This window comes from Halomonas korlensis (assembly GCF_900116705.1).
Classification (GTDB): domain Bacteria; phylum Pseudomonadota; class Gammaproteobacteria; order Pseudomonadales; family Halomonadaceae; genus Halomonas; species Halomonas korlensis.
The window spans coordinates 1-13,668 of the sequence record NZ_FPBP01000026.1; the positions used below are offsets into that span (position 1 = coordinate 1).

21 protein-coding genes are annotated in these 13,668 nt (G+C 51.2%); 9 read left to right on the top strand and 12 right to left on the bottom strand.

The window, feature by feature from the left end; all coding sequences use genetic code 11:
- From BM341_RS18630 to BM341_RS18645, 4 genes are all read right to left on the bottom strand, one after another.
- A partial coding sequence (locus BM341_RS18630; RefSeq protein ID WP_175507918.1) for a relaxase family protein occupies positions 1–960 on the bottom strand: 960 nt, incomplete at its 3' end.
- Positions 957–1,295: a MobC family plasmid mobilization relaxosome protein gene (locus BM341_RS18635; protein WP_175507919.1), complete on the bottom strand. Its 339-nt coding sequence runs from the start codon at positions 1,293–1,295 to the stop codon at positions 957–959. The genes BM341_RS18635 and BM341_RS18630, both read right to left, overlap by 4 nt.
- 208 nt (positions 1,296–1,503) lie before the next feature.
- The gene (locus BM341_RS18640; protein WP_089797788.1) at positions 1,504–2,445 is read right to left on the bottom strand and encodes a DNA-binding protein; all 942 of its coding nucleotides are present in this window, start codon (positions 2,443–2,445) and stop codon (positions 1,504–1,506) included.
- 147 nt (positions 2,446–2,592) lie between these two features.
- Positions 2,593–3,021 (bottom strand): helix-turn-helix domain-containing protein, encoded by a 429-nt coding sequence (locus BM341_RS18645; protein WP_089797790.1) that lies wholly within the window; start codon positions 3,019–3,021, stop codon positions 2,593–2,595.
- A 113-nt stretch (positions 3,022–3,134) separates the two neighbouring features.
- On the opposite strand from BM341_RS18645, the gene BM341_RS19135 reads away from it, so the two are divergent.
- Entirely contained in the window at positions 3,135–3,617 is a 483-nt protein-coding gene (locus BM341_RS19135; RefSeq protein WP_139233047.1) for a hypothetical protein, read from the top strand.
- Between the two features lie 62 nt (positions 3,618–3,679).
- Positions 3,680–4,318, top strand: coding sequence for a hypothetical protein (locus BM341_RS18655; protein WP_089797794.1), 639 nt, complete (start codon positions 3,680–3,682; stop codon positions 4,316–4,318).
- Between the two features lie 72 nt (positions 4,319–4,390).
- Here BM341_RS18655 and BM341_RS18660 read toward each other — a convergent pair whose 3' ends face one another.
- Positions 4,391–4,756 carry a hypothetical protein gene (locus tag BM341_RS18660; protein WP_089797796.1) on the bottom strand — a complete coding sequence of 122 codons (366 nt, stop codon included), beginning with the start codon at positions 4,754–4,756 and terminating at the stop codon, positions 4,391–4,393.
- Positions 4,757–5,097: 341 nt separating this feature from the next.
- Here BM341_RS18660 and BM341_RS18665 point away from each other — a divergent pair, with 341 nt between their 5' ends.
- The 4 genes from BM341_RS18665 to BM341_RS18675 all read left to right on the top strand — a co-directional run bounded on the left by BM341_RS18665 (position 5,098) and on the right by BM341_RS18675 (position 6,358).
- Positions 5,098–5,442 carry a hypothetical protein gene (locus BM341_RS18665; RefSeq protein WP_089797799.1) on the top strand — a complete coding sequence of 115 codons (345 nt, stop codon included), beginning with the start codon at positions 5,098–5,100 and terminating at the stop codon, positions 5,440–5,442.
- Positions 5,443–5,673: 231 nt separating this feature from the next.
- A complete protein-coding gene (locus BM341_RS19315) occupies positions 5,674–5,817 on the top strand; it encodes a hypothetical protein (RefSeq protein WP_175507920.1) in 144 nt (47 codons plus the stop codon).
- A complete protein-coding gene (locus BM341_RS18670; RefSeq protein ID WP_089797801.1) occupies positions 5,817–6,125 on the top strand; it encodes a hypothetical protein in 309 nt (102 codons plus the stop codon). The genes BM341_RS19315 and BM341_RS18670 overlap by 1 nt, the downstream gene beginning before the upstream one ends.
- A complete protein-coding gene (locus BM341_RS18675) occupies positions 6,122–6,358 on the top strand; it encodes a hypothetical protein (RefSeq protein WP_089797802.1) in 237 nt (78 codons plus the stop codon). The genes BM341_RS18670 and BM341_RS18675 overlap by 4 nt, the downstream gene beginning before the upstream one ends.
- Positions 6,359–6,417: 59 nt before the next feature.
- Here the strand turns inward: BM341_RS18675 and BM341_RS18680 are convergent, their stop codons facing one another.
- On the bottom strand, positions 6,418–7,044 hold the full coding sequence (locus tag BM341_RS18680) for a tyrosine-type recombinase/integrase (protein ID WP_089797805.1): 627 nt from the start codon (positions 7,042–7,044) through the stop codon (positions 6,418–6,420).
- Between the two features lie 336 nt (positions 7,045–7,380).
- On the opposite strand from BM341_RS18680, the gene BM341_RS19140 reads away from it, so the two are divergent.
- The 3 genes from BM341_RS19140 to BM341_RS19145 are packed head-to-tail and all read left to right on the top strand — an operon-like array spanning position 7,381 to position 9,793.
- Positions 7,381–8,316 (top strand): hypothetical protein, encoded by a 936-nt coding sequence (locus tag BM341_RS19140; RefSeq protein ID WP_139233048.1) that lies wholly within the window; start codon positions 7,381–7,383, stop codon positions 8,314–8,316.
- Positions 8,300–9,172, top strand: coding sequence for a nucleotidyl transferase AbiEii/AbiGii toxin family protein (locus BM341_RS18685; protein ID WP_089797807.1), 873 nt, complete (start codon positions 8,300–8,302; stop codon positions 9,170–9,172). Before BM341_RS19140 ends, BM341_RS18685 begins: the two co-directional genes overlap by 17 nt.
- The gene (locus BM341_RS19145; RefSeq protein WP_139233049.1) at positions 9,173–9,793 is read left to right on the top strand and encodes a hypothetical protein; all 621 of its coding nucleotides are present in this window, start codon (positions 9,173–9,175) and stop codon (positions 9,791–9,793) included.
- A 63-nt stretch (positions 9,794–9,856) separates the two neighbouring features.
- Here the strand turns inward: BM341_RS19145 and BM341_RS18690 are convergent, their stop codons facing one another.
- From BM341_RS18690 to BM341_RS19420, 6 genes are all read right to left on the bottom strand, one after another.
- The gene (locus BM341_RS18690) at positions 9,857–10,306 is read right to left on the bottom strand and encodes a DUF4431 domain-containing protein (RefSeq protein ID WP_089797809.1); all 450 of its coding nucleotides are present in this window, start codon (positions 10,304–10,306) and stop codon (positions 9,857–9,859) included.
- Between the two features lie 61 nt (positions 10,307–10,367).
- Entirely contained in the window at positions 10,368–11,000 is a 633-nt protein-coding gene (locus tag BM341_RS18695) for a helix-turn-helix domain-containing protein (protein ID WP_089797812.1), read from the bottom strand.
- Positions 11,000–11,152 (bottom strand): hypothetical protein, encoded by a 153-nt coding sequence (locus BM341_RS19320; protein WP_175507921.1) that lies wholly within the window; start codon positions 11,150–11,152, stop codon positions 11,000–11,002. The genes BM341_RS18695 and BM341_RS19320 overlap by 1 nt, the downstream gene beginning before the upstream one ends.
- A gap of 361 nt (positions 11,153–11,513) precedes the next feature.
- Positions 11,514–12,851, bottom strand: coding sequence for a hypothetical protein (locus BM341_RS18700; RefSeq protein ID WP_089797814.1), 1,338 nt, complete (start codon positions 12,849–12,851; stop codon positions 11,514–11,516).
- A 184-nt stretch (positions 12,852–13,035) separates the two neighbouring features.
- Positions 13,036–13,413, bottom strand: a complete 378-nt coding sequence (locus BM341_RS18705; RefSeq protein WP_089797816.1) for a hypothetical protein — start codon at positions 13,411–13,413, stop codon at positions 13,036–13,038.
- A gap of 36 nt (positions 13,414–13,449) precedes the next feature.
- Positions 13,450–13,668: hypothetical protein (locus tag BM341_RS19420; RefSeq protein ID WP_217646268.1), on the bottom strand; the 219-nt coding region annotated here is incomplete at its 5' end.

Consider the following 13,668-nt stretch of genomic DNA (forward strand, 5'->3'; position numbering starts at 1 on the left):
CCCAATATCAAGCCTAGGGACAGGACCGACAGCAGGCACAGGATCGGGAGATAAATCCTCCACGCTGACATTAACTTTATATCTTTTTTGGTAGTACTCAGAACGCTTCTGGTGAAGCTCTTCAAATCTTTTTCTAGATGATTTATAACGCTCTGGTGCCTCTTCTTTGTACTTTCGAGACTTTCGCTCAAGCTCTTCTCCCAAGAGCTTAGTTGGTGCGAAATCTTCGTGATAGATTGCCCCTCTAAGTCTGTTTGCTGATTTACTTCCTTCGATTTGGATGCTGATTGTTTTGGGGTTTTCACGGACCACCTCGATACCTTCAATTTTATTAATTGTATTTACTAAATCTTTTCGGCTTTTAATAATTTCTTGACTGGCCATAGTCAATAGCATGCTCTCTAGCTGGTCTACCATTTCAGCTTTTTTCTCCGGCAAGTCATGATGTGATGCAACGAACCTGGCTCTGGCCGGGTCGTCGGGATCGGCAAAGCCATGTTCCGCATCCATCATTCGACGCCAGTAGTAAAGCCTTACACGGTCTTTTTCATGGTAGTACGCGTTCACTCGCTTTCCTGTCGAGAGTTCTTCACCAGCGATCAGGAAGTGAAGCTCCGTCCCAGACTTATCCTGGTGTCTGACCCAATTTGACACGTACTGACACGGGTCCAGTCCGGGCAGCAGCGCCTTCTCAAACTCGTCGATCATGTGCTGCTGCTGGGCGTCGTCCAGGCCCTCAACAAAGCGCAGCACGCCCGACGTATACGATCCCGCATGGTTGCCATAGCCTGCTATTTGTCTCATGTATTCAGCATCGCCACGCAGCCATACAGGGTCCACACGGCGGCGATTGCCGCTGCTGTCGTAGTCGCCGACTAAGTAGTTAAGAGAGCCTGTTATTGAAGCGGCAGGATTCTCGGATTCTGACCCTTTGCCATGCCGGAAAAACTTAATAATCATCGGTGGTGCTCCTCCCATATTTCATCTAGGGATGAGCGAATTTCTCGAATTTCTGAGAGTAGTTCTATGGCACTTACGTCAAGCCCAGATTTTTTACTTGTATTTATATGGCGGGCTATTTGATTCAGGTTGTTGCCGACTTTTGATATTTCTCTCACCAACTCTTTATTAACTGGTGGCGCTCGCCGCTTTGATTTTTTTCCAAGTGCGAGGTCACGCACGAAGGGTCCGACCTGCTGCTTCCCTGCATTATATTTTATAACTTGGCGCTCTTCAGGATTTACACGAAAGCGCATGATTATTGTTCTGTAGTTATTTTTATCATTGTCATCCATCTTTCTTTCCTCGTTAGATATACACCTCCGGTTTTGACTTGGTTTCCAGACCGCATTCAGAATCGGCTACGCCGATGATGAATGTGGTCCGGAGGGTGTCGGGAGGCGAAGCCTCATGACCCAGCCACGAAGTACCACAAGGAGCGAAGCGCCGATGTGGTACGCACGTGTATGCTGGCTATTATGGCTAACACTTAACTAACAGACGTTAGTTATCATCTTTATTTTTAATATTAACACCACTTTTTAGATAAGTAAACTTTTCACTTAAAACTGAGTATTTAGATTGCAAATCCGCTAACTCAGCTGACAGTGATTCACTCTTTTTTAAATACCCGTGCATCGATTTCTGTGCAGCTTCTAGTCTGCTCTGGTAATCAGCTTTAATAGATGCCACCTCATCTCGATGCTCTTTTTTGAGTTCATCAAAAGCTTTTTTTTGTTCAACACGTAACTCTGCCACGTGTTTATCCAACGCCTCAATTCTTGCCACCCGTTCGTCTAATTGCCGGTTTGCAGCATCACGTTCAGCAATCGCAACGGCTCTGTCTTGGCTAGCCGCTGCTGCCTCGGATTTCGCCGATTGTGTAGCCTCTTCGGCAGTTTTTAACTGGATTTTAAGCTCATCGACCCGCTCTTGCTGAGATTCCGCCTTATTGAGCACCTGAGCGAGTTCTAGGCGGGTTTTTTCGGCGCTTTCACGTTCGCGCACTATCTCAGCGGTCAGCTTGTCGATCTCGCCACGGCGCTCTTCTGCAAGAGCCCCGAGACGCTGATTTTCAGCGTCCAGAGCGGTATTCCGCTCTTCAAGCTCAGAATTGGCTTCCTCCAACTCTTCGCCCGCCTGAGAAAGCTCGGCGGCCTCCTCCTGTGCTTCTATCTGCTTGTGTTCAGCATCACTTCTGGCTTCGGCGGCCTGTCTCTCGATCTCTCTGATCAAGGCAGCTTGCAGCTCACCTGGCAATTCCGGTGCCTTCCTTTCTGTAGCAGGCTGCGCCTGCCTCCAAGCTGTTAAGTGACGATGGACCGTGTTCGGCGAGCCAGTGCCTAAGCGACTGCGGACCTTCTGAATTGTGGGCTCTGTGCCCTCGGCTACTAGGGCGTTAGCAGCGGCGGAAACCTGGTCATATGTGATTCCTGGACGTGACATGTGTATTGCTCCTTTGTATTATGTATAAATACAGAATATCATATACAGCACAAAATACAATACGAAATACGAAAAAATATGATACGACACGATACGCTACCCGCATGCGGGCGTATTTAGCCACTTAGCCATCTGAGAGGCCCGGTTTTAGTGAGTTTGATTGCGCAGGGTGGCGACTAATGACCGAAGGCCGAGGGGATCGGGATCCGCAGACTGCTCAGACTGCGACGACTCAGGAAGGTCGGGAGAGAAAGGAGGTTCTGGAGAAGGAGCAGGGGCAGGAAGGCGGCGAAGGTCAGCGCGTAGCTGCTCTACCTCACGGCGCAGGGCCACCAGCTCTTCCAGCATGGCGCGTGTCAGCGTGTCACCTGCCGAGTCTTGGCGTGTCACTGGCGTGTCACTGGTATCTACCCGAGTCGGCGTCTCGCCATAGCATCGGATAAGCTCGGACAGGTCGATAACACGATGACCATCACCGCGAACGCTGCACGACAAGCGGCCTGAGTCGATATGGCGATACAGCGTCTTGCGCTGCTTTCCATAGAGCTTTGCAGCTTCAGTAATGGTTAACTGCATGGCGTGTCACTGCGTAGTCGTAGCGTGTCACAGAGAGTGTGTCACCCCCTTCTAATGGATGCCAGGCATTCAGATCGGCTAAGCTGGCCTAGGTCTCGCATATTAGAGGTAGCATGAAGCGTCAGCTGATCGCACTCATCTCAGGCATTACCCTCGCATCCAGCTCAGTGGCGTATGCCAACATAGAGTTCCTGGAACGAGGTGATGACTTTAGTAACGAAGTAGTTTCCACCCTGCGGGTAGAAACCTCAGACACCTCACCAGCAACGCTTTTCCTGTCGTGCAACCCCACAGCTGGGCTAAGCGTTCAGCTCGCCACCAGAAGCGTCATGCATCCCGATGACCTCCAAGGAAACCGGATGCGCATCTCGACAACTCACAAATTTGAAGAGGCTTCAGAGGCCGCCACGACGAACTGGGCCATGAACATGATGCAGTACAAAAACAGCTGGTACCCAGGGAATCAAAGAACCTTCATAGAGGAGGCCGCAAAGTCGACACAGCTGAACCTGAGGTTAAACAAGGTAGGTGCTGTCTATCGGTTCAACCTCAGGGGTACAAAGGATCACCTGCAAACGATCCTCGGTCGTTGCTAATCAATAGGCCATACAAAAAAGCAAACGAGCACATGTCTAGCTCGTGACGAAAGGATGTAAAAATGAAAAAAAACAGCTGGTTATGCATAACAGTAGTATCCACTGCACTCTTATCAGCAGGTTGTGCTATCAACCAGCCCGCACCTGACATCAAGTGGATTGCTCAATACAGCACAGATGAATTCACGGATGAGTCTACGTGCAGGGTAACTGTGGGTTCGAGGTACACATCAAGAAATATTTATACGTACACCGGGGCGCTGTACCCGTTTGTAGAAAGCAAAGGAGGCGAGCTAAGGGTAGGGGTGATGAGCGGTGGAAAGGCGAAGATTCCTGTTGGTGAAGTACAGCTCAGGATCGACCAAAACCCTGCATGGAACATTGGAATTAACGAAACGCCCGCTGATCTGGTACCTAGCCAAGATATCCCTGAGCCGTACCAAGCCCAGCTGAGTGACGAGCAGCGAGAGATGGTAGCTAGCACGTATCGCGCAACCATGAAGCATACGGCGCAGGCCATGTCCCCATACACGGCAACCACAGGAGAAAAAGCAGAAGCGATCCTGAGGCAAATGCTTGATGGAAATGAGCTAATATATAGGTCAGTGGGGCTTAACCAACCTGGGTCAGGGACCGGGGAGTATGACCTCGACGCATCACTGAATGAAGCCCTAGCAAGGTGTGGAATCAGCCTCCCCTAAGGGCGGGTGAGACTATGGCTGGAGGGAACCCCAGCCATTCGCCACACAGAAGTCAAGATTACGCGGCCGAGGTCAGTTGCACAGCAACGCCCCGGAGAGCAAAGCACCACCCGCGCCTAGCACAATGCCAACGAGTACACCGCCAAGTAGCTGGGCCGACGCTTGCTGCCACATCCCTCGCCACCAGTCTTTGCGTGACTCCTCCTGTGCTTTGTCGCCTTCTCGTTGCCTAAGCACCTCGCTCATGACTGCCCTGGCATAGCCCTCATGCCTCCCGACCGGACTTTCCAAGAAGATGCGCAGCTCGCTCAAAGGGGCCTTTCGGGCCTCTTGGCGAAACATCTCGTCTTCCTGATCACGCGAATTTCCCAGATCAGTATTATGGCAAGCCAGCACTAGACGATCCTGCCAACTCTGACCATTTTCGTCAGTTGCCATAAAGCTCTCCTTGCAGGCGATAGAAATCCTGGTCCAGCGAAAGAAACGCAAGATTACGATGTGTGTCGGGGTACCTAGCCTACCGTCATGCTGTAGGAACCCAACACCTTCACCCGCCCCCCGACAGCGAGCTATTGGCCCGCTTCGATGCACTGCTGGACATGGTGGGATACCGCACCCGCTTGGCGAACGAAGCGCCCTCCAGATGCTAACCATCACCTGCTGACTACAATGACCGGGATGCTAATCTCGGCATGTCCCCAGCTAACGTGGTCGCGTCCATGCCGCTCAACCTCGATCCTGACCAACTGTGTTCAATCGCTGCATCGAACCGCGTAGCCATGGGACAGGCCCAAGCGCTGCGACATCACCGCATGGCCACGGCGCCAATATTCTTCAATTACGGGAACATCGACGTGGAGGACAAGCATCGTCCGCTATCGCTCGTCGTGCTGGATCTACATTGTCTCGGCATCTTCGAGCTGGAGGGCGTGCCGACCCCGCGCTACATCCCTATGCCCCAGGCTGAGCCCGGCGATTGCTTCGAGATCTTGCTGGTGAACAACTACCCGATGCTGGCCCCACTGGACGAGGCCCGCCCTTCGCTACTGCCTGGCCCAAGCGTGATGATCCATGACTCCGCCGGCGACCAGGGGGAAATCGCCGCCGCTTCGCTGCTGGACTGACCGTATCAGGATGCCTACTTACCGGATGGTCATTCGCTTACGTGTAAAACGTAACACACGAATATAATGAGGAAATTCATACCAGCCATGACGTGTATCAGCATGAAAGTGCCGACGTAGACGCGCCCGTCCTGAATAAGTATGTAGGATACTATAAAGCGTAAACGAAGAGCCCCCGCAACGGTTGCACCCGTCCGAGAGCATGACACCGCGAAACTTGGAGATAACGCGATGCCCCCACAATATAGCATCAGCCCCATGTCGGCTGGTCAACTCAATGCCTTTATGGCCATCCTTGAGGAATTCAGCGACGAGCGCCTGACGCCCGCCATCCTGATCCTCGCTTATCGCCTTGCTTGTCTGGAAGTCTCCTAATGAAGGACCTATATACATCACTGACAGTTGAAGTGGTGTCGCCATCCTTCATGCCAGTGGCTTTGCGTGCCGCTGCCGACGCGATCGAGCGTGACACTGTCTGCCAGGACATGACGATCAAGAAGGGGGACCCGCCGCTCTACACCGTGCAGATTTCCCGAGGCGACCTGATTGCAGATGTGCAGTACAAGCTGCTGGATCTAGTCGAGTACTACTCCGATACCCAGAATGGGAAGGTGCCGCCACAGGTAGCTGAAGTGCTTTACCAGCTCCGCATCATGCTTGAACCGCTGGAGGCCACCCCATGACCATCGAAGTGATCCACCGCATCGAGCGCCCCTATGCCGAGGGCGTCGTGGAGGCTTACGGCGAACGCGACATGGGCTGGTATGAGTGGCGCATCATTGAAGGCGATCGGGATTCCATCCGCCAGGGCGGCGGCAAGATGCTGGCCGACAGCGGCGACCATGGCAGCTTTGGGATGCAGTACGGCAGCGCCTCCCTTGCCCTGCGTGACGCCCTCATATGGGATGCCGACTGAACCGACCATCTGCCAGACAACGCCCTGTCATCCGGTGGGGTTTTTTGTGCCTTCGTCGTTCAGAACGTTAGTCGCTCGAAGGGGCGCCCAGTGAGGGCGGTATAGGCCACCGTATTCTGGATGTTCGCGTGGCCCAGATACTGCTGCACCGTGCGCAGATCCACGCCCTGGTTAATCAGGTGCACGCCGCAGGCGTGGCGCAGGGCGTGGGGATGCCACTTCACGCCCAGCACGCGCTCGCTGAGGCGATGCAACAGGCGCCGGAAGCCATCGGCGCTGATCGGCGCCCCGCGCTCGCCGACGAACACCAGGCCCGTCGTGCGGCCGCTATCGCGCTGGTAGCGCTTCAGGGCGCGCACGGTGTCACCCTGAAGAGGATGGGTGCCGTCGAGGCTGCCCTTGGCCCGAGTGACGCGCAGCTCGTGGGTCACCAGATCGACGGCCGACCAGCGCAGCCCCACTAGCTCCGAGACGCGCAACCCATGTTCGAAGGCCAGGCGCAGCATCAGCGCGTCGCGCCGACCGTGGCGATTGTGGCGAATCGCGCCGCGCATCAGCCAATACACCTCATCGCGGGTCAGGTGCAGCCGGCCGCGCGCCGCGTCATTGCCGGCACGACTGCGCACTGTCCGGGTTTCAGTGGCTGGGGGCGCTGTCGGGGCGAGGTGTGGGGGCGTGTCGGGCACGGGCAGGGGCACTCCTAGTCGCGGAGACTGTCCGGCTTTTGGGTAGAAGCCAGACAGTAGAAAGCGCCTCGAGGCACGTCACTGGCGTGGGAACGCTGTTCTTTTGCTATGAATAGTACGGGCACAGCGTTCCTTTCTGGCTATCAACATAAGAGAATTCGAAATTATATTTTCTTAAATATACGCGATTCACGATACAATGTGTCCTTAGGACACATTGTATCGTGAAATGGGTATTTGTCAAGAGAAAATCCTTTCTTATCAACAAAAAGCTTGACAAGCTTCTACTCTCCGGTTATATACGTCCTTAGGACGTATATAACCGGAGAGTGGCCAATGCCGATTTTGGTAGCTGATGCACTAGCTGACTGGTTGCTGAACGAATATCCAAATTCAGCAATACATCGGAGGATGCTTCATGAAAGAATACTAATTTTATACAAGGAAAGAGAATACAAAGGCGAGAAGATATCCAACATACAAAATAAATTTCCATCTTCAGAGCAAATAACTAACTACATAGAAAAGCTCGAAAAATCGGGAGTTATAAACCCCGAAGGAGAGAAATCTTTTTATCATAGAGAGTCTCGTTTTTACATAATTAAGGCGAAGCCCCCATCTAGCACAGAAGAAGCTCTTTGTTCTGTCTTCCCATATGGGTATATATCATATATCAGCGCCATGAAGTGGTATAGCATAACCGACAGATTGCCCAAAGTTATCTATTACACGACGTGTAGCAAAGAAGAATGGAGAAGGAGATATTTAGCAGAAACTTTGGATAGAACTGGGCTTCATAGCTATGCGAAAGATTTAATTCCAGCATTCCCTGTCTCAGGGAAATACTTTGGGAAAAAAGTTCACGTATCGACAACAAAAAACTACCGAGAGCCACGAGAAGGAGAGGGAGGAATAAGGGTTCAAGATATAGGCGAACTTTTTACCTTTATGTTTAAAAAGCCTCAGTGGTGTGGAGGGGCCTCTCATGTGGTCGATGTGTATATGGACTATGGGAAAGTTTTCAAGAATAAAATAATAAAGCATGTCGACAAGTACGGGGGGGCCATAGACAAAGCGAGAGTTGGTTTTCTATTAGAAAGCGTAATGGGAGTAAACTCAAAGACAATAGAAGAGTGGAAAAGCGAGAAGGGGAATGAAAGAGGATCTTCTAGGATCCTATTCCAAGGAGAAGGGTTTAGCAAAGTATATAGCCCTGATTGGAACCTATCAATAAACATTGAAGAGCTTGAAGAGTATGGAACAATCGATTGACGAGTGGGTTGATGAACCATCATCAGGAGAGAAAGAGTTTAGACGAGCAGTTAGGATAATACTGAAAGCCATATCATTGGATGAAGAGCTATCCGAGAATATGGTTATGAAAGGAGGAATTCTCTTAGGAATAAAATACAAAAGTGGTCGATACACAACTGACATCGATTTTTCAACCTCTGAGAAGCTAGGCAGCCTTGATATTAAAGGATTCGAAGAAAACCTTAATGACCGACTTTTAGAGGCTCAAGCGTCGCTTGTAGAAGACATAAGATGCATTGTTCAAAGCATCAAGGTACAACCTAACAAAAGGCCGGACGCCACATTCCCATCTCTAAAGATCAGTGTAGGATACGCAAAAAAAACAGACGCTTCCAAATTACGCAGACTAGAGAGTCGCCAGTCTCCTCAAAAGGTTTCTATTGATTATAGCTTTAACGAAGTTACAGGCGAAACAGAAAACCTGGAAGTCGACAAGGAAGATGGTGAAAAAATAAAGGCTTACGCTTTAGTATCACTAATAGCTGAAAAATTCCGAGCCATCTTGCAGCAAGCCGCAAGAAATAGAAACAGAAGGCAAGATATCTACGATCTCCATCACTTACTGAGGAATCATGCTGACCACACCTACGAAGAAAAACTCCTAGTCCTAGAGACTTTGATACAAAAATCAGCAGAGAAGGGAATTGACCAATTCCTACACCAAGATGGGCTGGATGATAAGGAAGTTATGGAACGATCAGCAAAAGACTACCCGTTACTTGTTAACGAGATAACAGGAGAACTCCCGGATTTCTCAAGTGCTTACGAACTTGTCAGGAATTACTACAAATCTATGCCATGGGAGATGGCCTAAATGGAGTTAAACTATTTTCGAGATCAAGGAAAAAGGGACGACAACCTAGACCTTTTCACCTGCTTCTCTACGAAAAATACTTTCTTTTTGGTTTTGGCCGATGGTTACGGAAAATCTTCTGAAGAAGGTATAAGCCATTACCTACAAGAAATCTGCCATAAATTAATAAAAAACCACGAGGAGTCGACACTACCAGATATTTTAAACAGTAACCCTCCTGAAAAATTATGGATGTCTATCCTCATTGCCAAAATCTCAGAAAGCGAATTAGAGGTTTGTTCTATTGGGGATTGCAGAGCATATATTAACAAAAATTTAATTACATATGATGACTCGCTAGCTTGGAGGAACTTGTCTAAAAGAAAATGTTTCGAAGACGTAGCCAAGTTGGTTGCATGGCACCCTCTTAGGCATAAGCTAACTGATTCCATGACCCCTCAGAGAAGAAAAGATATTAAAACAATAAAGGAGAGTATTTCTAGTGGAGATATTCTTGTCTTTTGCACTGATGGCATTTGGCCTATCTTCCATGAAGATATTTGCTCTGGCTCTTTCGACATCAAAAATCTTGATATCAAAACCGAAGACAACAGTTTGGCTATAAGCATTCTTTTCAAATAAGGAGTTTAAAGCTTCAACATTTTCGCGGCTTATCTTGCCTCTATAAATGAGATAGCTTCGCATCTACAGGCAACACTCACTGGCCGATTCAATGGCCTCCACATCGATGAGCATGGCTGTGTGGTGGTGGCCGGTATGGCCGGCAAACAGGCTCCCTGTCACCGTAGCATTCTCGAACACCAGCGACTGATTGTCCCGGTACTGGTCACTGTCGAGAACCAGCTGAAAACGAGTTAGCTCACCGGGAATCCGGTAGGCGTCCCCACTCTCCATGCTGTAAGCCTCACCGCAGTAGGGCTGGTCTGTGGTCAGGATCCAGTACGTCTGGGGCTCATCCCCATCCTGGATGCTTTCGTAGTTCGGCGGCCCAGGAAAGGTCTCTCTCCAGACCTTGCCCGTCAGCTCAGCAGGCTCACCATCGACGAGGCACCCCCCATCCCCTTCAGCAACCACAGGTCCCGGCAGAAGCATCAAGACAGATATCACAGAGGCGATACGTACAGGTACAAGCATCCCCGAGGCTCCACAATGTATGAACCCCTAATATACCAGCCATAAGAGCAGGTTAGTGAAGCTAAGCAGCAGACAATCTTAGATCCCCCTGCACGGTGTACTTGTTATTCGCCTTCTCGATGCGCGCCATTTCATCTAGCTCTTCCACTTTCTGGATATGGATCAAGAGATGGCTAAACAGGATATCGAGCCCTGGGCGCACCCACTTTTGCTGTAACCCCGTGCGTTTCCGAATCATCGTGTAAGATGCGAACACATGCCGGACATGGTTCGGCCGAACCGCCAGCAGGTAGATATATATCTTCAAAGCCGATAGCCCCGCCTCTCCCCTGTTGGGAAGTCCGGCAAGAGCCTCTTGTACCTTGATGCAAGGAACCTTTGCCCATCCCAGATCAGCCGGCGATGTCATCAGGTGATAAGTGCTGGAGTGCCCACTCCGATCGACCTGTATCAGACCAGAATCTTCTAAGAGACTGATTCCTCTCGGCAACATCGGCCTCGACAAGCCCGTAATACGCATCAGAACGCTGTAGGGGACACGAGCAAACATCCCATCAACCTCGCACATCACAGTGATGGCCAGGAGGATTTTCAATGCAGCGATACTGTTACCCAAGTGACGACCCCCCTTGAAGCGCTTAAGCGCCAAGTCGTCTCGCATCCACCACGAGGGCAGCTTTCGAAACCCGTGCATCAGTCGTTCCTCCGATCCAAAGCACGAATCACGACCCTCAGGGCCTGGAAGACCACTGCCAAGGCAGCGAAGGTGACCATAACCACCAAGGATTCCGGAGGCAAAGCCCCCACCATGACCACCAGATCGGACAAGAACTGCATGAATTTCATAGCCTTACCTCCAGAAAGCTCTGATATTAAATTTTAAAGGGCTTATCAGTATTCTTTCTAGAAGAGTGTCTAAAAGAAATCTAAAAAAATATCATTTAAGTATTTGATTCAAAAGGCTATTATCCTTACGTGAGAGGTAAATAAAATATACTTTTTTGGTTAATAACAGCTCTTCCCCATAGGTACCTAGGCGTGCGATAACGCCTTTGGTGCAGACATCACAACCCTAAAACCCCACCTAGGAGACCTAGCCAAAGGGGCCGATGGCCCGGCTCTGCCACCCCCTCCTCATCCCTCCCCTAGCCCTGCACGCTACCCATGAGGCTACGCCACCTAGTAGTAGGCACGGACCTGGGTACACCTAGCGAAGAAGCCGTTGCACTTGGCTGACGCTAGTTTCCATCGCAGTAGCGATCTTGCGGATGCTAAGCCCCTGCTCTCTGAGGGCTCTAGCTTGCGTTTTACGGCTTGCAGTCGCCTTGAGGTACTCTTCCCTACTCTGAGCCCCCTGAGCCCTTCTGCGGGCTTTCTCACGCTCTCTGTGCCGTCTCAGCGACTCGCCCTCGCTAACGATGGTGCGGAGCTGCCGCTCCTCATCAGGAGTGATCCTGAAAATTTCGATAAGAGTCTGGTTCTTCGGCGTATACAAGGGCGTGTATTCGCGCCCGTTCAGCTCGATGCGCTCACCGCGCTGGTGGGCCTTGGCCTTCGCGTAAAGCGTCGAGAGGTCGCCTATAGGCATGTTCCAGCTCGGGTCGATGCTTGCTGCCAGCGATTTGGCCTCATACCACGACTGGCTAGGGTGGATCTGGCCGGAAAGGAAGGCGAAGTTCATCTGCCAGAGCAGGAACGTCATCCTCTCCCCCTCCTGGAGGCCTCCGCGAAGCTCAGCAAGGCGCTTCAGGTCATGCATCCGGTCCCACGCTAGCTGACCGCCATGAAGTCCCTTCAGCGGCCCCTGACGGTGTCCTTCGATCAGGATCAGGCGCTCACGGCGTGCCTGCCGGGCCTCACGCTTCTGCTGAAGCTCATCACGGGTCAGTGGCAACACAGAGTCGGCGAACTCATCAAAGCTGTAGGCGGTGGGCGCGTGCATTGAGCCATTCACATAGACGACGCGGGCATACTCCTGCGTCTTAGTGTTCACTGTGCCGCAAAGACGCAGCACGCGGCTTGCATCGCGGGCTGAAGGGTCAGCCCCCATATCGGCCAGGGCAGCGCCCAACGCCTGCTGGACGGCGTTCCAGCGCGGAAGTGCACGGCCAGGGATTGGGTCATCGAGTAGCCACTTCACCTGAAGTCCACGCCCGGAAAACAGCACCACCGAAGGAATCGGCAAGCCCTCATCGTGGCAACGCTGCACGACTGCCCACGCCATGGCCTCGGGGTCATAGCTGCTGAACGGGGTGTAGTAGTAATCGAGATCAGCGAAGATAACGCCAGTGCGGAGCAGGTTTACTACTCGACGATTGAAGCCCTTGAACTCACCTTGTGAGATCCAGGTGTCTGTATTGGGATCTAGGCTATCAATGACTTGAGCAAGCTCACGAAGGGGGTACGTGCGCTGCACCTTCTTCTTGCGCGTGGGATCATCCCGCAAAATGGCAAACGTCCCAAAGCGCTTGGGGTCGTGGTAGTACCTTGCTTCGGCGAGGCCATCAAATAGATCAGGTTGGAGGTTGTGCTTTACATGCTGCACGCGCCCCCGCTTACTTGGCGGGCTGCGGGTAGGGTGCCTTGACAGGCTCTAAAATTATCCATTATTCTATCCTTACGAGATGGAAGAAGAAGCCTGCCCTGTCCGCCAAGACATTTTAGGGGCGGGCTTTTTCTTTGTGTCTTGATACCAAAAATACACTCATGATAGTCACTTAGCAATACCATCATGGTTCGAGATCCTCAGGCTCCCTTCTTATAGGGGCTCTATTCTTTGAAGCTGACCTGGTGCTGCCTTCTGAGCCGCTCAAGGTTGAATTCAAGCTTTCCAAGCTCTGGCGTAATGCCCTGTTCTCGTCTAATAGCTGATTGAATTTCTTCTCCATGGCTTCGTAGTTTTTCGCCATCTGATTGTAATTGGATCCCATGGTCTCGTAGTTCTTCGAGGCTACTTCTTGCGATTCTTCCAACGCTCTCAATAATGCTCTCAATTCTTTCTCTCGCTGATGAAAGTCTTTGGCGAATTCTCGCATAAACTCTAGAGCTTCTCGGTCGAGCTGGTTCATGATCTTCTTTGGATTCTGGTCTTTCTGTTCGTTCTTCATTGTTTTTCTCCTTTAGTTGAGTGTCTTGGTCGTTTTTTATTGGGGGCGGCACACTGGCTGACCATCCAGGTTGCCGCTCTGCTGGCACAGAATCAGGTCGGGCTGTCTGGGGTGCTTCTGCACGATGGTGTAATTGTTCATCGCCAGGGTCGCTACTGATCCCAATATCAAGCCTAGGGACAGGACCGACAGCAGGCACAGGATCGGGAGATAAATCCTCCACGCTGACATTAACTTTATATCTTTTTTGGTAGT

Coding starts and splice junctions, on each gene's coding strand:
- BM341_RS18655 (WP_089797794.1), top strand. CDS start 3,680: ATGAAAAAAAACAGCTGGTTATGCATAACAGTAGTATCCACTGCACTC.
- BM341_RS18670 (WP_089797801.1), top strand. CDS start 5,817: ATGAAGGACCTATATACATCACTGACAGTTGAAGTGGTGTCGCCATCC.
- BM341_RS18705 (WP_089797816.1), bottom strand. CDS start 13,413: ATGAAGAACGAACAGAAAGACCAGAATCCAAAGAAGATCATGAACCAG.
- BM341_RS18675 (WP_089797802.1), top strand. CDS start 6,122: ATGACCATCGAAGTGATCCACCGCATCGAGCGCCCCTATGCCGAGGGC.
- BM341_RS18635 (WP_175507919.1), bottom strand. CDS start 1,295: ATGGATGACAATGATAAAAATAACTACAGAACAATAATCATGCGCTTT.
- BM341_RS19140 (WP_139233048.1), top strand. CDS start 7,381: ATGCCGATTTTGGTAGCTGATGCACTAGCTGACTGGTTGCTGAACGAA.
- BM341_RS19145 (WP_139233049.1), top strand. CDS start 9,173: ATGGAGTTAAACTATTTTCGAGATCAAGGAAAAAGGGACGACAACCTA.
- BM341_RS18690 (WP_089797809.1), bottom strand. CDS start 10,306: ATGCTTGTACCTGTACGTATCGCCTCTGTGATATCTGTCTTGATGCTT.
- BM341_RS18645 (WP_089797790.1), bottom strand. CDS start 3,021: ATGCAGTTAACCATTACTGAAGCTGCAAAGCTCTATGGAAAGCAGCGC.
- BM341_RS18660 (WP_089797796.1), bottom strand. CDS start 4,756: ATGGCAACTGACGAAAATGGTCAGAGTTGGCAGGATCGTCTAGTGCTG.
- BM341_RS18640 (WP_089797788.1), bottom strand. CDS start 2,445: ATGTCACGTCCAGGAATCACATATGACCAGGTTTCCGCCGCTGCTAAC.
- BM341_RS18685 (WP_089797807.1), top strand. CDS start 8,300: ATGGAACAATCGATTGACGAGTGGGTTGATGAACCATCATCAGGAGAG.
- BM341_RS19135 (WP_139233047.1), top strand. CDS start 3,135: ATGAAGCGTCAGCTGATCGCACTCATCTCAGGCATTACCCTCGCATCC.
- BM341_RS18665 (WP_089797799.1), top strand. CDS start 5,098: ATGGGACAGGCCCAAGCGCTGCGACATCACCGCATGGCCACGGCGCCA.
- BM341_RS18695 (WP_089797812.1), bottom strand. CDS start 11,000: ATGCACGGGTTTCGAAAGCTGCCCTCGTGGTGGATGCGAGACGACTTG.
- BM341_RS19315 (WP_175507920.1), top strand. CDS start 5,674: ATGCCCCCACAATATAGCATCAGCCCCATGTCGGCTGGTCAACTCAAT.
- BM341_RS19320 (WP_175507921.1), bottom strand. CDS start 11,152: ATGAAATTCATGCAGTTCTTGTCCGATCTGGTGGTCATGGTGGGGGCT.